This is a genomic window from Nocardia mikamii NBRC 108933, assembly GCF_001613505.1.
GTDB classification, from domain to species: Bacteria; Actinomycetota; Actinomycetes; order Mycobacteriales; family Mycobacteriaceae; genus Nocardia; species Nocardia mikamii.
In genome coordinates this window covers 256,399-274,104 of the sequence record NZ_BDCM01000010.1, presented here as the reverse complement: position 1 = coordinate 274,104, position 17,706 = coordinate 256,399, and the positions used below count along the sequence as shown (strand labels likewise).

19 protein-coding genes are annotated in these 17,706 nt (G+C 70.1%); 9 read left to right on the top strand and 10 right to left on the bottom strand.

Annotated features, from left to right (window positions below; translation table 11 throughout):
* Positions 1-117 precede the first annotated feature (117 nt).
* Together NMI01S_RS14310 and eutC are read left to right on the top strand one after the other, a co-directional pair.
* Positions 118-1,539 (top strand): ethanolamine ammonia-lyase subunit EutB, encoded by a 1,422-nt coding sequence (locus tag NMI01S_RS14310; protein ID WP_062997369.1) that lies wholly within the window; start codon positions 118-120, stop codon positions 1,537-1,539.
* Complete coding sequence (gene eutC, locus NMI01S_RS14305; protein ID WP_084512953.1) at positions 1,536-2,390, top strand: ethanolamine ammonia-lyase subunit EutC; 855 nt, start codon at positions 1,536-1,538, stop codon at positions 2,388-2,390. The genes NMI01S_RS14310 and eutC overlap by 4 nt, the downstream gene beginning before the upstream one ends.
* A gap of 69 nt (positions 2,391-2,459) precedes the next feature.
* Here the strand turns inward: eutC and NMI01S_RS35880 are convergent, their stop codons facing one another.
* The 6 genes from NMI01S_RS35880 to NMI01S_RS14275 all read right to left on the bottom strand — a co-directional run bounded on the left by NMI01S_RS35880 (position 2,460) and on the right by NMI01S_RS14275 (position 8,964).
* A complete protein-coding gene (locus NMI01S_RS35880) occupies positions 2,460-3,905 on the bottom strand; it encodes a DEAD/DEAH box helicase (RefSeq protein WP_439956262.1) in 1,446 nt (481 codons plus the stop codon).
* A gap of 265 nt (positions 3,906-4,170) precedes the next feature.
* Positions 4,171-5,148 carry a M56 family metallopeptidase gene (locus tag NMI01S_RS14295; RefSeq protein WP_062997367.1) on the bottom strand — a complete coding sequence of 326 codons (978 nt, stop codon included), beginning with the start codon at positions 5,146-5,148 and terminating at the stop codon, positions 4,171-4,173.
* 63 nt (positions 5,149-5,211) lie between these two features.
* Positions 5,212-5,649 (bottom strand): BlaI/MecI/CopY family transcriptional regulator, encoded by a 438-nt coding sequence (locus NMI01S_RS14290; protein WP_051024559.1) that lies wholly within the window; start codon positions 5,647-5,649, stop codon positions 5,212-5,214.
* Positions 5,650-5,726: 77 nt separating this feature from the next.
* Complete coding sequence (locus NMI01S_RS14285; RefSeq protein WP_062997364.1) at positions 5,727-6,617, bottom strand: ABC transporter ATP-binding protein; 891 nt, start codon at positions 6,615-6,617, stop codon at positions 5,727-5,729.
* Complete coding sequence (locus tag NMI01S_RS14280) at positions 6,614-7,648, bottom strand: FecCD family ABC transporter permease (RefSeq protein WP_084512972.1); 1,035 nt, start codon at positions 7,646-7,648, stop codon at positions 6,614-6,616. The genes NMI01S_RS14285 and NMI01S_RS14280 overlap by 4 nt, the downstream gene beginning before the upstream one ends.
* Positions 7,649-7,893: 245 nt before the next feature.
* Complete coding sequence (locus NMI01S_RS14275; protein WP_062997362.1) at positions 7,894-8,964, bottom strand: FecCD family ABC transporter permease; 1,071 nt, start codon at positions 8,962-8,964, stop codon at positions 7,894-7,896.
* A gap of 100 nt (positions 8,965-9,064) precedes the next feature.
* Here NMI01S_RS14275 and NMI01S_RS14270 point away from each other — a divergent pair, with 100 nt between their 5' ends.
* Positions 9,065-9,772, top strand: a complete 708-nt coding sequence (locus NMI01S_RS14270) for a hypothetical protein (RefSeq protein ID WP_062997360.1) — start codon at positions 9,065-9,067, stop codon at positions 9,770-9,772.
* Between the two features lie 221 nt (positions 9,773-9,993).
* On the opposite strand, the gene NMI01S_RS14265 is transcribed toward NMI01S_RS14270, so the two are convergent.
* Both NMI01S_RS14265 and NMI01S_RS14260 read right to left on the bottom strand, forming a co-directional pair.
* The gene (locus tag NMI01S_RS14265; RefSeq protein WP_062997358.1) at positions 9,994-11,319 is read right to left on the bottom strand and encodes a bifunctional o-acetylhomoserine/o-acetylserine sulfhydrylase; all 1,326 of its coding nucleotides are present in this window, start codon (positions 11,317-11,319) and stop codon (positions 9,994-9,996) included.
* Positions 11,320-11,408: 89 nt separating this feature from the next.
* Positions 11,409-11,951 (bottom strand): OsmC family protein, encoded by a 543-nt coding sequence (locus NMI01S_RS14260; protein WP_062997356.1) that lies wholly within the window; start codon positions 11,949-11,951, stop codon positions 11,409-11,411.
* A 215-nt stretch (positions 11,952-12,166) separates the two neighbouring features.
* Here NMI01S_RS14260 and NMI01S_RS14255 point away from each other — a divergent pair, with 215 nt between their 5' ends.
* The 5 genes from NMI01S_RS14255 to NMI01S_RS14235 all read left to right on the top strand — a co-directional run bounded on the left by NMI01S_RS14255 (position 12,167) and on the right by NMI01S_RS14235 (position 15,880).
* Entirely contained in the window at positions 12,167-12,625 is a 459-nt protein-coding gene (locus NMI01S_RS14255; RefSeq protein WP_218021013.1) for a PaaI family thioesterase, read from the top strand.
* A gap of 94 nt (positions 12,626-12,719) precedes the next feature.
* Positions 12,720-13,022 (top strand): urease subunit gamma, encoded by a 303-nt coding sequence (locus NMI01S_RS14250; RefSeq protein ID WP_062997354.1) that lies wholly within the window; start codon positions 12,720-12,722, stop codon positions 13,020-13,022.
* Between the two features lie 9 nt (positions 13,023-13,031).
* Positions 13,032-13,418, top strand: coding sequence for an urease subunit beta (locus tag NMI01S_RS14245; protein WP_062997352.1), 387 nt, complete (start codon positions 13,032-13,034; stop codon positions 13,416-13,418).
* On the top strand, positions 13,418-15,139 hold the full coding sequence (locus tag NMI01S_RS14240; protein WP_062997350.1) for an urease subunit alpha: 1,722 nt from the start codon (positions 13,418-13,420) through the stop codon (positions 15,137-15,139). The genes NMI01S_RS14245 and NMI01S_RS14240 overlap by 1 nt, the downstream gene beginning before the upstream one ends.
* A 78-nt stretch (positions 15,140-15,217) precedes the next feature.
* Complete coding sequence (locus tag NMI01S_RS14235; RefSeq protein WP_062997348.1) at positions 15,218-15,880, top strand: O-methyltransferase; 663 nt, start codon at positions 15,218-15,220, stop codon at positions 15,878-15,880.
* Between the two features lie 15 nt (positions 15,881-15,895).
* Here NMI01S_RS14235 and NMI01S_RS14230 read toward each other — a convergent pair whose 3' ends face one another.
* Complete coding sequence (locus NMI01S_RS14230; protein ID WP_062997346.1) at positions 15,896-16,465, bottom strand: PadR family transcriptional regulator; 570 nt, start codon at positions 16,463-16,465, stop codon at positions 15,896-15,898.
* 113 nt (positions 16,466-16,578) lie between these two features.
* On the opposite strand from NMI01S_RS14230, the gene NMI01S_RS14225 reads away from it, so the two are divergent.
* Entirely contained in the window at positions 16,579-16,977 is a 399-nt protein-coding gene (locus NMI01S_RS14225; protein WP_218021011.1) for a nuclear transport factor 2 family protein, read from the top strand.
* Here NMI01S_RS14225 and NMI01S_RS14220 read toward each other — a convergent pair.
* The gene (locus NMI01S_RS14220; RefSeq protein ID WP_063920734.1) at positions 16,971-17,702 is read right to left on the bottom strand and encodes a TetR/AcrR family transcriptional regulator; all 732 of its coding nucleotides are present in this window, start codon (positions 17,700-17,702) and stop codon (positions 16,971-16,973) included. The two genes, NMI01S_RS14225 and NMI01S_RS14220, sit on opposite strands and share 7 nt — an antisense overlap.
* Between the last annotated feature and the right edge of the window lie 4 nt (positions 17,703-17,706).

Here is a 17,706-nt window from a genome sequence, read left to right as displayed (position 1 = left end):
CCCGATCGTAACGTGTTGGGACATAACGGACATCGCAGGGTGCGGGCGCGGCGGTACGCTGGCAGCCACCACCGGCGGTGAGGGTGGACCAGGACGCGCGTATCCGGAGGAGACCCGATGACGCGGTATCAGCAGACCCTCCACGGCCGGACCTACGCCTTCGACGGGCTGGTCGACCTGCTGGCGAAGGCGACACCGCTGCGCAGCGGCGACGAACTGGCCGGGTGCGCGGCGGGTTCGGACGCGGAGCGCGCGGCGGCGCAATGGGCGCTGGCCGAGGTGCCGCTGCGTGAATTCCTGAACGAGCCGGTGGTGCCGTACGAGACCGACGAGGTCACCCGGTTGATTCTCGACAACCATGATCGCGCCGCCTTCGCGCCGATCGCGCAGCTGTCCGTCGGCGGGCTGCGGGACTGGCTGCTCGCGGTGGCCGCCGGATCGAAGCCGGATCCGCCGGCGGCGGTATTGCGTTCCGTGGCAGCGGGATTGACGCCAGAGATGGTGGCGGCGGTGAGCAAACTGATGCGCAATCAGGATCTGATCGCGGTCGCGCGGGCCGCCGAGGTGCGATCCGGTTTCCGCACCACCATCGGACTGCCGGGGCGGCTGGCCACCCGGTTGCAGCCCAATCACCCCACCGACGATCCGCGCGGAATCGCCGCGGCGGTACTCGACGGATTGCTGCTCGGCTGTGGGGATGCGGTGATCGGCGTGAATCCGGCCACCGACTCGCCGCGAGCCGCCGCCGAGCTGCTGACGCTGCTCGACGAGGTGCGGACCCGGTTCGACATCCCGGTCCAGTCCTGCGTGCTCGCCCATGTGACCACCACGCTCGGCCTGATCGAGGCGGGAGCGCCGGTGGATCTGGTCTTTCAGTCGGTCGCGGGCACCGAGGCGGCGAATGCGAGTTTCGGAGTGAATCTGTCGCTGCTGCGCGAGGCCGACGCCGCCGGACGGTCGTTGGGTCGCGGAACCGTCGGCGACAACGTGATGTACCTGGAAACCGGGCAAGGCTCGGCCTTGTCGGCGGGCGCGCATCTCGGTACCGGCGGCAGACCCGTCGATCAGCAGACACTCGAGGCGCGGGCATACGCCGTCGCGCGGGAACTGGAACCGCTACTGGTCAACACGGTCGTCGGGTTCATCGGCCCGGAATATCTGTACGACGGCAAACAGATCGTGCGGGCCGGGCTCGAAGATCATTTCTGCGGCAAACTGCTCGGCCTGCCGATGGGCGTCGACGTCTGCTACACCAACCACGCCGAAGCCGACCAGGACGATATGGACACCCTGCTCACGCTGCTGGGCGCGGCCGGCGTCGCGTTCGTGATCGCGGTGCCCGGGGCCGACGACGTGATGCTCGGGTACCAGAGCCTGAGCTTCCACGACGCGCTGTACGTGCGCCGACTACTGGGACTCGCACCCGCCCCGGAGTTCGAGCAATGGCTGGCGGGGCTGGGAATGCTGGACGCGGCGGGCGGTATCGCCGCGGTGGAACCGCTGACCTCACCGCTGCGGGAACTGGCGGGGCCCCGATGAGCGTGGGGCGCGGTGACGCGGGCGAAACGGGCACGGCCGGAGTCGGGCGGCCGCGCGATACCGGTCGAGGTGGCGCGGACAGCGAGTTGTTCTGGCGGGAATTGCGCGCGACGACGCAGGCGCGGATCGGGCTCGGCCGGACCGGTGACGCACTGCCCACCGCACGGGTACTGGAATTCCGGGCCGCGCATGCGGCGGCGCGCGACGCCGTGCACACAGCCGTGGATGTGGACGCGTTGTGCGAACGTGTCGCCGCGCTGGACATCGGGACGCCGATCCGGGTGCGCAGCCGGGCGCGAGACCGCGCCGAATACCTGCGCCGTCCCGATCTCGGGCGAGAACCCGAGGATACTTCCGCGATACGAAAGGTCTACTCGCCCAACGGTTTCGATGTGGGCTTCGTGCTGGCCGACGGTCTGTCGCCCCGTGCGCTCGCGACACACGGGCCGAACCTGCTCGCCGCCCTGGTCGACGAACTCGCCCCGCACTACTCGCTGGCACCACCGGTGATCGCGACCCAGGCGCGGGTGGCGATCGGCGACCCTCTCGGTGCGGCTCTCGGCGTGCGCACCGTGCTGATGCTGATCGGCGAACGCCCCGGCCTGTCGGTGGCCGACAGCCTCGGCATCTACCTGACCCACCGTCCCCGTCCCGGCCGCACCGACGCCGAACGCAATTGCGTGTCGAATATCCACCCGCCCGAGGGACTGGGGTATCGGCAGGCCGCCGCGGTGGTCGCGGGTCTGGTGGCGGGTGCGCGCGCATTGGGACGATCCGGAGTGGACCTGAAGGACGGCTCGCACACCGATGCGGTGAAATCCCCTGTGGTGGCGGCCATTCCGGAGGACTGACGGGGACAGTGGCGGTGGTCGGCTCGCACGCCGCCGCGCCGGCGGGATTCGGTTGTCCCGGGGGATGATTCAGTTGGCGCGGCGCCTGCGGGAGCCTGGCGGCCGCACGTTTCGCCGGGGCCTTCCGGACGTATCGACTTCTTGCGTGTCAACCGGCCGAGGCGGGGCGGCGGCCGGATCCGGGACCGGGCGTCCGGTCGGTGTGCGAGCCCCGGTCAAGGCGGCGAGCCGAGCGTCGCCGGGTCGTACACGCAGGTGCTCGAACACCACCGCGGCATCATGGAGCAGGGTGTCCGTGCCCGCCTCGGTGCCGATCGTGACCACGGTGCCGCTCGCGCCCGCGCGGCCCGTGCGGCCGGAGCGGTGCAGATAGTCCTTCGCGTCTGCGGCGGGATCGACGTGGACCACCAGCGTGACGTCGTCGACGTGAATGCCGCGCGCGGCCACATCGGTGGCGACCAGGACCGGTGCCCCTCCGGAGGAGAACGCCGCCAAGGTGCGCGTGCGCTGCGCTTGGCTCAGGCCGCCGTGCAGCGCGACGGCGCCGACGCCCGCTTCCCGCAGCCGCCGCGCGAGTTTGTCCGCACCGTACTGGGTGCGCACGAACAGCAGCGTGCGCCCGTCTCGGGCCGCGATCTCCGCGACCACCGACCGCTTGTCTGACGCGCGCACCTGGAGCAGGTAGTGGGCGAGCTTCGCTGTGCCGGAAGGTGAAAGCCTGCCGAGATCATTTCCGGTGGGCGCCCTACCCACCCCGTCGGCAGGAGTGGGTTCAGCGGCTGTGTGAGCCGCGGACACCCCGTCCGCCATGGCAGCCGGAGCGACGGCGGTCTCTGGCGCCCTCACCGCATCGGTCGACTCGGGTCGCGGTTCGGCGCTGCTCGTGACGTCGTGATGGACCGGGTCGTTCAGGTAGGTGTGGACCAGCGTGTCGACGGCGGCGTCCAGGGTCGCGGAGAAGAGCAGGTGCTGGGTGTCGGCAGGGAGGCGGTCGAGGATCGCTCGGATCTGGTCGATGAAGCCCAGTTCGGCCATGTGGTCGGCCTCGTCGACCGCGACCACGCGGACCGCGTCCAGGCCGACCTTGTCCTGGTCGATGAGGTCGGTGAGCCGGCCGGGGGTCGCGACCAGCAGGTCCACGCCGCGGGCCAGGCGATCGGCTTGCCGTTTGATTGGTACGCCGCCGACGGCGGTGGCTACTCGCAGGCCCAGCGACAGCGCCACCTCGTCGAGGGCGGCCTCGATCTGCGCGGCCAGCTCGCGGGTCGGGGCGAGTACGAGCGCCCGAGGACGGCGGGGTGGGGACGCCCCGCGCCGTAGCCGGACCAGCATCGGCAGGCCGAAGGCGAGTGTCTTGCCGGAACCGGTGGCCGCGCGTCCCAGCACATCGCGACCGGCGAGCACATCCGGGATCGCCGCGGCCTGAATGGGGAATGCGGTCTCGAGACGTTCGCGCCGCAACGCCTGGACCAGTTCGACCGGCAGGCCGAGTTCCGCGAATCCGGGCCCTGCGATTGCGGCCGGACCGCGAGAAGCTTCGCTGCTGGGCGATGAGGTCGGCAGTCCGGTATCGCGCCCGGCTCGGCGACCGTCCTTCGGCGCCCGGTCTCCGGCGCCCGGCGTGCGATCCGATCGTTCCTTGCGCTCGTCCGGCGCTCGGCCGCCCGCGGTCCGCCCGGAACCTTGCGAGGATCGCGCGCCCCGATGCCCGCCGCGTCCGAAGGGCTTGTCGCCGCGCTCGGCCGGCTGCCGGCCGCGAGCTCCCGGTGCACGCCGTCGCTCAGGCACTCAGCAACCGGTTCAATTCGACCAGCCACGGAATCGCCACCGCGAGGGTCGGAACCACCAGGATCGCGGCGGCCGTCACATAGGCCGCGGTCGCGATACGCAGATCGCCGAGCGGACCGGTCAGGCGTTGGATCCGGATGAGTGTCGTGGGCCCGCCGGCGGCCATCGCTCCCTGCGGGGCGGTGGAATTCGAGCAGGTCACCAGGGCGCGGGCCAGCGGGGTCGGGCCGGTGACCTTGACGGCGGAATCGTCGGCGAGCAGTTCGATCAGCAGTTTCACCGAATCCAGCGCGGATTTGCTGCGCACCACCCGCGGGAACGCCTCGTGCGCGGCGGTGAACGCCTCCAGCACCAGGTCGTGGCGCGCGCGCAGATGCGAACGCTCGTGGCTCACGATCGCGGTCAGCTCGGATTTCGACAGATTCGCGAACGTTCCCTGGCTCAGCACCACGCGCTGGCGCAGACCGGGCAGGCAGTAGGCGATGGGTTCGGCGGCGGCGAGGACGCGGATATCCGCGGCCCGGGTACCGGCCAGCGGTGAGGTCGCGATCAGGTCGCCGTGGGTCGGGTCGCCCCCCTGGTCGAGGAGATCGACCAGCATCCGGTGCCGGGCGCGGCGGCGGCGGGTGTGCACGCCGACCCGGATCGCGGCGTAGATCAGGCGCGCGCCGACCAGCAGGGTCAGCGCGAAGACGACGACGTAGATCAGCCAGAGTCCCAGACCGAGCGCGTCGATCTCCTTGGTCGGGGAGGTGGTCGGGCGGCCGTCGGGTCCCGGGACGAGCAGCAGGCTGGCGATGGCCAGCCCGGATCCGAACGCCGACAGCACCGCCGCCAGCGCGACCGCCTGCCACAACACCAGCGCCGCGCGGGGTGTCCGGTACGGCCAGGTGGCTCGGCTGAGCAGAGCCGGGACCGGTCCCGCGAGAAGCAAGGCGAGACCGGCGAAGACCGGCGCGGTTGCGTTCATACTCAGCTCACTGCGTTGTGGGGCCAGGGGCCCGAGATCGCGGCGCCGGAGAGCACCACGCAGCTACTGCGGCGGGGCGACTCCGTTGTCGTCGGACGCGGTGTTCTCGTCCTCGGACGGGTTGCGCGCGGTCTCGGTTGCTTCGAGCTTAGCGAGTGCATCCCGGAGTGCGGCAGCCTCGTCCTTTCCGACCTGTTCGACGAAGTGCACGAGCGCGGCGCGGCGGGAGCCGACTTCGTCGGCCTGCTGCAGCGCGTCGACCATCAGACTGGCCACGAGTTCGTCGCGCGTGTGCACGGGCGCGTATCGATGTGCCCGGTCGTCGCGCTGCTGCACGACCAGATTCTTCTTCGCCAGCCGCTGTAGCACCGTCATCACCGTGGTGTACGCGAGCTCCCGGCGCGCGGCGAGGGCTTCGTGGACCTGCCGTACCGTCTGCGGTTCATCGGCCGACCACAACTGGTCCATGACCGCTTTCTCGAGTTCACCAAGACCTGCCATCCCTCCAGCTTACGGAGGCAACGACACAAATGCGTACTACGGTTCGTCGTAACCGGTCGGTAGCTGTGTGGGATTTTTCATAGCGCGGCCGGGGAACTCGTCCCCGCGTCGGCCGCGCGGGGTCCGCCGACCGCGCCGACGACGTGACGCGCGCCGATCGGCACGATCATCGGGCGCTCCGACACCGGATCGGTGTGCACCTCGGCACGCAGGCCGAAGACGGTGCGCAGCAGTTCGGTATCGATCACCTCGCCCGGCGCGCCCTGGGCGACGATGCGGCCCTCGTGCATGACGATCAGCCGGTCGCTGTAGCGGATGGCCAGATTCAGGTCGTGCAACACCATGACCACGGTCCGGCCCAGATCGTCGTGCAGCCGGTCGACGAGGTCGAGGACCTCCAGCGAGTGGGCCAGATCCAGGTAGGTGGTGGGCTCGTCGAGCAGCAGGATGTCGGTGCCCTGGGCCAGCGCCATGGAAATCCACGCCCGCTGGCGCTGCCCGCCGGACAGTTCGTCGAGGGTGCGGTCGGCCAGCTCCGACACGCCGGTCTGGGCGAGAGCGTGCGCGACCTCGGTTTCGTCGTCGGCCGACCACTGGCGCAGCCAGGACTGATGCGGATGGCGGCCGCGCGCGACCAGGTCGGCCACGGTCAGGCCTTCCGGCGCGACCGGGGTCTGCGGCAACATGCCGACGATGCGGGCGACGTCGCGCGTTTTCATGGTGGCGATCGCCTTGCCGTCCAACAGGACTCGGCCCGCGTTCGGCCGCAGCAGGCGGCCCAGCCCGCGCAGGAGTGTGGATTTACCGCAGCCGTTCGGTCCGATCACGGTGGTGATGAGGCCGGGCTCGATATCGACGCTGAGACCGTCGACGATGACGCGGCCGCCGTAGCCGAGGGTGATGTTCTCCGCGGCGAGGCGGTGCGTGTCGTCGTGGCCGGTGCTCCGGTGCGGGGTTCGGGTGCTCACAAGGTCGCCTTCCGGTTCACGCGTATCAGCAGCAACAGCAGGAACGGTCCGCCGAACGCGGCGGTGACCAGGCCGACCGGCAGATCGACCGGTACGACGGTGCGGGCCGCGACGTCTGCGGCGACCACGATCAGCGCGCCGGTCAGCGCCGAGCCGATCACGGGCTCGCCGGGAGTGCGCAGCAGCCGGCGCGCGATCTGCGGCGCGGCCAATCCGACGAAGGCCAGCGGGCCGACCGCCGCGGTGGCCAGCGCGGCCGCCGCCACCGCGGCGCCGATCAGCACCAGCTGCTGGGTCTGCACGCGCACACCGAGCGCGCGGGTGGTGTCGGAGCCGAAGCGCAGCGCGGCGAGGGTGCGCGCCGAGCCCGCCGCGATGGCGAGCACGACGACGAGTCCGGCGGCCGCGGCCCCGGTCCGATTCCAGTCCGCGCCGTTGAGCGAGCCGGTGAGCCACAGTTGGGCCCGGGTGGCGTCGTCGAGGCTCGCCCGCGTGACCAGCCAGTTGATACCGGCCAGCAGCAGCGCGTTGACCCCGATGCCGATGAGGATGAATCGCATTCCGCTCAGCCCGGTGTCGCCGCCGCTGTTGCGCCCCAGCGCCAGAACGCCGATGAGTGCGGCGGTGGCGAGCCCGCCCGCCAGCGCCGCGAGCGGAACACCCAGCGACGCGACGATTCCGGTGGCGGTGCCACCCGCGCCGGCCAGGACCGCCACCGCGGCGAAGCTCGCCCCGGAGGTGATGCCGAGGACGTCGGGACTCGCGAGTGGATTGTGCAGGATCGACTGGGTGATCGCGCCCGCGATGCCGAGCGCCGCCCCGGCCACCAGTGCGGTCACCGCTCGCGGCAGTCGCGATTCCATGACGACGTAGCGCTGCGAGCGGGTCCCGCCGCCGGTCAGCACGTCCAGCACCCGCCCGAGTGCGATGTGATAGTCGCCGACGGAGATGTCGACCACGAACAGCGCCACGATCGCCGCGGCGAGGGCCAGCAGCGTCAGCAGCATCGAAAGACGAAGGACCGCCGACATTCCGGCGATACGCACCGCCGGCCGGACCCGGGTCAGCTCCGCGCCGGATCGGCCCACGTCGGGAACGCTCCTCGAATCGCCGACGGAGCCGGACGTCGCCTCGGGAGCACTGGGGGAGCCGTCGCCGCCGAAGCCGGACACCGCCTCGGTGCCGGCGTCCACGCGCTGTTCGGCTCCGGTGGTCCCCGCCCCGGTATTCGATTCCGTGCCCGCGGTATCCGAGGTGCGGATATCGCTGCGCGCGTTCACAGTTCGGCCACCTTTCGCCGGCGCACCAGGGCGATGAAACAGGGTGCGCCGATCGCGGCCAGCACGATACCGGCCTGCAACTCCCCGGGCGGTGCGATCACCCGGCCGACGACATCGGCCAGCAGCAGCACGATCGCGCCGAGCAGCGCCGAATACGGAATCAGCCAGCGGTGATCCGGGCCGGTGATCATGCGGCCCAGGTGCGGAACGACCAATCCGAGAAAGGCGATCGGGCCGACCGCGGCCGTCGCGGCGCCGGTCAGCAGCACCACCGCGGTGAGGCCGATCGCACGGTTGCGCGCGATGTTCACCCCGAGTCCGCGCGCGACGTCCTCGCCGAGTCCGATCGCGTTGAGCCCGGGCGCGGCCAGGATCGCCAGCACCGCTCCGGCGAGGATGAACGGCGTCACCTGGGCTGCCACCGCGGGTTCGTGTCCGGCGGGGGTGCCGACGACCCAGAAACGGTAGGTATCCAGCGCGGCCGGATCGAGCAGGATCACCGCATTGGTCAGCGCCTGCAACAGTGCGGTGACCGCCGCACCGGCCAGGACCAGCGTCAACGGGGTGGATCGGCTGCCGCCGGTCGCCGCGGCGCCGAACACCACCACACCCGCCACCAGTGCCCCGGCGAAGGCGAACCAGATGTATTGGCTCGGCTGGGTGAGCGCGAACAGGTGAATGCCGAGCGCGGCCAGGAACGCCGCGCCCGCGTTGAGTCCCAGTAATCCGGCATCGGCGAGCGGATTGCGTGTGTAGCCCTGGATCAACGCACCGGCGATACCGAGTGCGGCGCCGGTGAGCAGCGCGAGAACCGTTCGCGGTAACCGCAATTCGCGCACGATCCGATCGGCCTGCCCGTCCGCCGGGCAGGTGAACGGCACGCCGCCCGGGCAGGAGACGGCGTGCCAGATCTCGGCCGGGGACAGGGATTTCGCGCCGACGGCGAGTCCGGCGCCGACGGCGAGCAGCAGCACCCCGGCCAGGAGTGCCAGGCCGGTCGCACGGCGACGGGGGGTGGTGACTGCGGCGGACACGGCGGCGAACGACTCCTGGGTGACGCGTTTCATGGCGATCGAACACTTGCGCGGCGACCTCTGGCCGGACAAGTCTGGTAAGCCTAACCTATCTTTCGTTGTCGACCGTAATGCCGAACGTTGAGGGGGTTCGATGTCCGAACCAGTCACGATTTTCCCGGCTCGCCGTCTCGAGCCGGCGTTCGAACAGATCTGCGTCCGGCTGCGCGCGCTGCAGCCCGGCCATCCGCGGGTCTACGCCATGGCGGCGATGGCCGAACAGGGTCGCCGGCGCTGGTGGCGACTGGCCGACGGGGTGCGCGAAGGCCGCATCGAGCTCATGTATCGCCGGCACGCGGCGGAGATGGTCAGCCCGGGGATCGCCGCCGAAGTGGTCGCCACCGCGCTGATCCATGCCGTGGTCGGCCGGGTGGTCGCGCTGGCGGTCTGCGACAACCGGGCCTGGGATCCCGGGCTCGAGAATCTCTGGGTGCACACCGACAACGACGGCGGGCTGGACTGGGCGGGCCTGTCCGACACGACGATTCGCGTGGTGGCGGGTGATCCGCTGGCAGGGCGGCCGGGGGTGGTCACGCTGCCGTGTGATCGGGCGCTGTCGGTGTGGCTGGCGCATCGCTGCGAGGCGGCGCTGACGCTGGTGTGCGAGAGCTTGTACCGCTGTGCCGGGCTGAGCCGGGCGCGATTCTGGAATCTGGTGGGCGAATCCATCCTCGGCGCGGCCACCTACGTGCCGGAACTGGCGCGGACCGGCGCGGATGCCGGGACCGAGCGAGGACAGGCACTGCTGCTGGCCCTGGCCGATCGAGGGTTGCCGGTACGTCGCTCTTGCTTGGTTAGGTAAGGCTGACCTACACTCAACTCGGCGTCCGGATCGAGCGAGAGTCCCGAGGGCTGCGGTCGACTCCCCGATCCACTGCCCGCGGCGGGCCCTTCGTCACGGAGGGCCCGCCGCGTCGTTTCCGGCCGGACGGGCACGAAACCGGATGTGCCGGTGCGTGTTTCGCGGACACGGCGATGCCCGGCCCACCGCCGGGGCGGCGGCGAACCGGGCATCGGCGAGCACTAGTGCGTGGCGGCGAAACCGGTCCGCAGGTCGGCGAGGATGTCCTCGATCCCCTCGATACCCACCGCGAGCCGGACCAGACCCGGCGTCACACCCGCGGTCAGCTGCTCCTCGGGAGTCAACTGCGAATGCGTGGTCGAGGCCGGGTGGATGACCAGCGAACGCACGTCACCGATGTTGGCGACATGGCTGTGCAGGGTCAGCGCGTCGACGAAACGCTTACCCGCGTCCACACCGCCCGCCAGCTCGAAGCCGACGATCGCGCCGGCGCCCTTCGGGGCCAGTTCGCGCCCGCGCTCGTACCACGGCGACGACGGCAGGCCCGCGTAGAAGACGTTGGTCACCTCCGGCTGTTCGGTGAGGAATTCCGCGACCGCCTGCGCGTTCGAGACGTGCCGCTCCACTCGCAGGCTCAGCGTCTCGAGGCCCTGGCTGATCAGGAACGCGTTGAACGGCGCCACCGCGGAGCCGAGGTCACGCAGCAACTGCACCCGCGCCTTCAGCGCGTAGGCGGGCGCGCCCAGATCGGCGAAGACCGCGCCGTGGTAGCTGGGGTCGGGGGTGGTGAAGCCGGGGAAGCGCGAGTTGCCCTGCTCGTCGGTCACCGTCCAGTCGAACGTGCCACCGTCGACGATCACGCCGGCGATCGCCGCGCCGTGGCCGCCGAGGTACTTCGTCGCCGAGTGCACGACGATGTCGGCGCCGTGCTTCAGCGGCTGGATCAGATACGGGGTCGGCACGGTGTTGTCCACGATGAACGGCACCCCGGCGGTGTGCGCGACCTCGGCCAGGCCCGGCAGATCCAGGATGTGGTTCTGCGGGTTGGACACCGTCTCGCCGTAGATCGCCTTGGTGTTCGGCCGGATCGCGGCGCGCCACTGATCCAGATCGTCGGGATCTTCGACGAACGACACCTCGATGCCCAGCTTCGGCAGCGTGTAGTGGAACAGGTTGTAGGTGCCGCCGTAGAGGCGCGGACTCGACACGATGTGGTCACCGGCGCCCGCGATGTTGAGGATCGCGAAGGTTTCGGCGGCCTGGCCCGAGGACAACAGCAGCGCCGCCACACCACCCTCGAGGGCGGCGATGCGCTGCTCGACCGCGTCCTGGGTGGGGTTCATGATGCGGGTGTAGATGTTGCCGGGCTCGGCCAGACCGAACAGTGCCGCGGCGTGATCGGTGTCGCGGAAGGTGTAGGAGGTGGTCTGGTAGATCGGCAGCGCGCGAGCGTTGGTGGTGCCGTCGGGAATCTGGCCGACGTGGACCTGCTTGGTCTCGAAGCTCCAGTTCTGCGCCGGATCGTTCGGCTCGACGGAGTCGGTCATGGGTTTCAGCTCCAAAGGTGTAGACGGGATGGGTCGTCGCGCATGGGGCGGCGGTGCGCCGCCCCCAAGGATGCCCGATTCGCGAAGAATCAGGCGGAAACTGTGGAGTTTTCCGATTCGGAAGTGATCAGTCTGGTCAGCACGGGCGTCGGCCCGGTGGAGATGTCGAGAACCGGGCAGTGGGCGTCCACGGCGGCCTGCAGTTCAGCGTAACGCTGCGCCGGCTCCGGGCCGTCGATGTGCACCGTCACCCGGACCTGCTGGAATCCGGCGCGCACGCTGTCGTCGAGGCCGAAGAAGCCGCGCACGTCGAGGTCGCCCTCGGCGTCGATGCGCAGATCGTCGACGACGATGCCCAGTCGCTGCGCCCAGAACCGGTAGGTCACCACCTGACACGAGATCAGCGCCGCGAGATAGAACTCGACCGGATTGGGCGCTGTGCCCGCCCCGCCCAGCGCGGCCGGCTCGTCCACCCGGACCGTGTAGGTGCCGGCCGTGACGGCGCTGCCGACGGCGCCCTCCGCTGTTCCGGCGGCGGAAAACAGGACCTGCGCCTTCGCCGGATCGCCGGCCACGGCCTGTGCGGTGGCGTCGACGATGTCGTTGAGCGGAGTGTCCGATGCGGCTGTCATGGCCGCCACGGTAGGGCCGCGCGGAGGCGGGAGCGAGGGTTGCGCTCCCCGTGATCACAACCGTAGCCGGATCGCTGTGAGTGCGTATACCCCTGCGGTACAACGATTTTCACATGTTATCACCAGGTGTGCTGCTCGATTACCGGCCCCGCCGCTGCCCGGGGCGTGCGGCACCGCCGTACCGGGCGGTACTCGAGTGGTGTAAGTGTTTTTCCATGACACAGCACGACCGATTCGAGGCTCGTTCCCTGGCGGATGTCACGCCCGAGCAGATGACCCGTTACAGCGAGGGGACCTTCACCGACCTCATCGGTCTCAAGTACACCGAGGTCGGGCCCGATCGCGTCGTCGGGGAGTGGGTGGTCTCGCCGCAGTTGCACCAGCCCGCGGGCATCGTCAACGGCGGGGTGTACTGCACGATCATCGAAACCTTGGCCAGTGTCGGCGGCGGTGTCTGGTTCGGCGACCGCGGACATGTGGTCGGCGTCAACAACAACACCGACTTCCTGCGCGCGGTGCGCGAGGGCAGTCTGCGTGGTGTCGCCACCCCGATTCACCAGGGCCGATCGCAGCAGCTGTGGCAGGTGCAGATCACCGACGAGCAGGACCGGGTGGTCGCGCGCGGGCAGGTGCGGCTGCAGAACCTCACCGCGGACGGGGCGGCCAAGGGCTAGCCGGAAGGCGATCTCCGACACGACGACGAGCGCAACCCGGTACGGCCGTGCCAAGATATCGAGCACCGTACGCCCGAGCAGCCGAGGAGGCGATGTGCGTCTGTCACCGCACGAGCAGGAACGGCTGATGCTCAGCTACGCGGCCGAACTGGCGCGCCGGCGGCAGGCGCGGGGGCTGAAACTCAACCATCCCGAGGCCGTCGCGATCATCACCGACCACGTCCTCGAGGGCGCCCGCGACGGCCGCACCGTCGCGGAGTTGATGTCCTCGGGCCGCACCGTGCTCACCCGCGACGACGTGATGGCGGGTGTGCCGGAGATGATCCCCGACGTGCAGGTCGAGGCCACCTTTCCCGACGGCACGAAACTGGTGACCGTGCATCACCCGATCGACTGAGGGGCACCGATGAGCGCGATATCCGCTGGAAGTGGCGGCGGCCCGGTGCCGGGAGAGTATCTGCTCGCCGCCGATCCCATCGAGATCAACGCCGGCGCCGACCGAATCGAACTCGAGGTGGTCAACACCGGCGACCGGCCGGTGCAGGTGGGCAGTCATGTGCATTTCCCGCAGGCCAACACCGCCCTCGAATTCGACCGGGTCGCGGCATACGGCCGCCGCCTCGACATTCCGGCGGGGACGGCGGTGCGCTTCGAACCCGGTCTGGCGCAGCGCGTTTCGCTGGTGCCGCTGGGCGGCAGCCGCGAGGTGTACGGGATCGGCCCGGATGCGCCCGGGCCGCTCGGCCCGGTGGTGAACCGGCCCGACGAGACCGACGGAAGGCCGGTCGACTGATGACGGAACTGTCCCGCGCTCGGTACGCCACGCTCTTCGGCCCCACGGCCGGGGATCGAATTCGCCTGGCCGACACCGATCTTCTGATCGAGATCACCGAGGACCGCTGCGGCGGACCCGGCCTGGCCGGTGACGAGGCCGTCTTCGGCGGCGGCAAGGTCTTGCGGGAATCGATGGGCCAAGCTCGTGCCACCCGCGCCGAGGGCACGCCGGATACCGTGATCACCGGGGCGGTGATCGTGGACTACTGGGGAATTATCAAGGCCGACATCGGCATTCGCGACGGCCGCATCTGCGCGATCGGCAAGGCCGGCAATCCGGAGACCATGGACGGCGTCCATCCGGATCTGGTGGTGGGCCCGTCGACGGAGATCATCGCAGGCAACGGCCGCATCCTCACCGCCGGCGCGATCGACTGCCACGTCCACTTCATCTGCCCGCAGTTGCTCGACGAGGCGCTCGGCGGCGGTATCACCACCCTGATCGGCGGCGGAACCGGGCCGGCCGAGGGCTCCAAGGCCACCACGGTCACTCCCGGCGCCTGGCATCTGGGCCGGATGCTGGAGGCCACCGACGGCTGGCCGGTCAACATCCTGCTGCTGGGCAAGGGCAACACCGTGCGTCCCGAGGCGATGTGGGAGCAATTGCGCGGCGGCGCCGGCGGATTCAAGCTGCACGAGGACTGGGGGACCACCCCGGCGGCGATCGACGCGTGCCTGCGGGTGGCCGATGCCGCCGGAGTCCAGGTCGCGCTGCATTCCGATACGCTCAACGAGGCCGGATTCGTGGAGGACACCCTCGCCGCGATCGCCGGGCGGGCCATCCACTCGTATCACACCGAGGGCGCCGGCGGCGGGCACGCGCCGGACATCATCACCGTCGCCTCGCACCCGAATGTGATGCCCAGCTCGACGAATCCGACTCGCCCGCACACGGTCAACACCCTCGACGAACATCTGGACATGCTGATGGTGTGCCACCATCTCAATCCGGCCGTGCCCGAGGATCTCGCCTTCGCCGAGAGCCGGATCCGGCCCTCCACCATCGCCGCCGAGGATCTGCTGCACGATCTGGGCGCGATCTCGATGATCGGCTCGGATTCCCAGGCGATGGGCCGCATCGGGGAAGTGGTCATGCGGACCTGGCAGACCGCGCACATCATGAAACGCCGCCGCGGCGCGCTGCCCGGCGACGGGGCCGCCGACAATCATCGGGTGCGCCGCTACATCGCGAAATACACGATCTGCCCGGCGGTGACGCACGGTCTGGACCACGAGATCGGGTCGGTGGAAGTCGGCAAATTGGCCGATCTGGTGCTGTGGGAGCCGGCCTTCTTCGGTGTGCGCCCGCATGCGGTGCTCAAGGGCGGCGCGATCGCCTGGGCCGCGATGGGTGATGCCAACGCCTCCATCCCGACCCCGCAGCCGGTGCTGCCGCGGCCGATGTTCGGCGCCGCGCCGGTGGTGGCGGCGGGGACGTCGCTGCATTTCGTCTCCCCGCAGGCCGTCGAGGACGGGCTCGCCGAGCGGCTGCAGGTCCGGCGCACACTCGTCCCGGTGGCCGATGTGCGCCGCCGGACCAAGAGCGATCTGCCGCTCAACGACGCGATGCCGCGCATCGAGGTGGAACCCGACACCTTCACCGTGCGCATCGACGGCGAGGTGTGGGACCAACAGCCGGCCGCCGAGCTGCCGATGGCGCAGCGCTACTTCCTGTTCTGAGCACGCGCGTTTTCTGCCGTGCGGGGCGCCGAGGGCGCTGCGGTGCACCGGTGCGGGCGCGGTGGCACACTGGCCGATATGACGAATGCCGAATGGGGCGCGGTCGATCGCTACGTCGTGGACACTCTGATCGGGGACGCCGATTCCGATGTGGCGCAGGCGAATTCCGATGCGGGACTGCCGCCCATCGACGTCTCGCCGGCGCAGGGAAAATTCCTGTATCTGCTCGCGCTGTCGGCCGGGGCGCGGCGTGTCCTCGAGATCGGCACGCTCGGCGGGTTCAGCACCCTGTGGCTGGCGCGTGCGGTGGGACCGCAGGGGAGCGTCGTGACGTTGGAATACGATCCGCACCACGCCGAGGTGGCCCGCGCCAACCTCGATCGCAAGGGTGTGGGAGAGCGGGTGGAGATCCGGGTCGGCGCGGCGCTGGACACCTTGCCCGCGGTCGCCGAGGACTACGGCGAGCCCTTCGACCTGGTCTTCATCGATGCCGACAAGGTGAACAACGCCAACTATGTGCGGTGGGCCTTGCGGCTGACTCGGCCCGGTTCGGTCATCATCGTCGACAATGTCGTGCGCCGCGGCGCGCTGGCCGACGGCGATCCCGGCGACCCCGCGGTCCGCGGAGCTCGGGAAGCGCTGGCACTGCTCGCCGACGAGCCGCGGCTCGAGGCCACCGTGCTGCAGACCGTGGGCAGTAAGGGCTGGGACGGATTCGCCTACGCCGTGGTCACCGGCTGATCGCCTACGCCGTGGTCACCGGCTGACCGGTGCCGAATCGCCGTGCCCGACCCGGTCGGGACGGTCGGCGAGTTCGGTCCAGAAATCCACGTACGCCTGCTCGTGGCCGATGCCGAGTTCCAGGATGCGGGAACGAGATTGGGCGCGCACGGTATCGGCCGGATCGATCTCGGCGTGCAGGGCGCGATAGCGCTCGAGCCAGCGGCGGTGCTCGGCCGCCTGGCGGCGCGCGAGGGCGACCACGTCCTCCGGTCCGCCGAGATCGGCGAAGAACAGTTTCACCTGCGCCGGATCACGCGTCTCCGGCGGCGGGCATCCGGGGTCGGCCAGCCACGCGCGTAACGCCTCGCGTCCGGCGTCGGTGAGCTGGAATACCCGCCGGCGGCGGCCGGTCTCCTCGGCGTCCTCGTGCAGCAGGCCCCGCTCGGCCAGCCGGGCCGGGATGCGGTAGAGCTGCGCATGCGGCACCGGCCAGAAGTAGTCGACGCTCTCCTCCATGCGTGCTTTGAGTTCGTAGGGGGTGAGTGGGCCGTGCCGGGCGATGAGCCCGAGCACGATATGGTCCTGCGCTCCCAGATCCGCCATGGTCGTCAGCTTTCGGTTCGGCACGTCTCGGTTCGGAACGGCATTGACACGGTCTCACTGAGACTATAGCTTGATATCCGTCATACCGTATCAATGAGACTATTGGAGTGGACATGCGCGCATACGGAATCGAACTCTTCGACCGGTGGACGGCGATGTGGAACGGGGAACTGGAGCTCGCGAACCGAATCATGGCCCCGCACTTCACCCTTCGGTACGCCCAGCCGGGCGCCGAGGCCTACGACACCATTCACGATCCGGAGACGTTCGCGCGGCAGATCGCGGCCTTCCGCGCGGCCGCGCCCGGGCAGCGATTCGAAACCCAGGGCGAGGCGGTCGTCGAGATCGACGACCGCCGTACCGGGACCGTGGCGCGGCCCTACGGTTCGCGCCGTCCGGTCGCGGACGGTGAGATCGCCGTGAGCGGCACCGATATCCTGCGCGTCGAGGACGGGCTGATCGTGGAGGTCTGGTCGGTCTCCGGCGGGATCCAGGGCCGGTCGTACTACTGAGCGCCGGGTCGGTTGTGGCGTGCGGCGAAACCGTCGCACAGCGCCGACAGGCCCGAATGCAATTGCCGCACCGGATCGAGCAGATCGCCGAGCCCGGTGCCTTCGAGGGGCGCCAGCGCGGGCGGGCTCGGCCAGCGCGGGGTGCCCTCGAGAAGTGCCGTCAGACCGGAGGATTCGTCGTGCTCGTCCTCGCGGGCGGCCAGAATGGTGGCGCTGACCTGCTGGAGGGCGATTCCGGCGATATAACTCCAGACCTCGAGAGCCATCGCGGTGGCCTCGCGGCGATCATCGGTCAGTTCGAGCAGGCCTTCGGTCAGCCAGCCCAGACACGCCAGGCTGTGCGGACCGAAGTTGTAGCGCGGCACCGCGAAGGTGAACAGCACCCACGGATGCAGCCGGTAGAGCTGCCAGTCGATATCGGCGGCCGCGCGCACTCGGTCGCGCCAGGTCCAGCCCGATTCCGGTGCGGGGTACGGGTAGCGGCGCGCGACCTCGTCGGTCATATCGGCCAGCAGTGCGTCCTTGTTCGGTACGTGCCGATACAGCGACATCGCGCCCACGCCCATCCGCTCGGCGATGCGGCGCATGGACAATCCGTCGATGCCGTCCGCATCCGCCAGCGAGATGGCGGTGTCGACGATCGCCGCTCGCGTCAGCCGCTCGGGCTGTGACCGGCTCGGAGAGCCTGAAGTCGCAGGTGAGGGTGGGTGGGAAGGTTTCGACATCGAA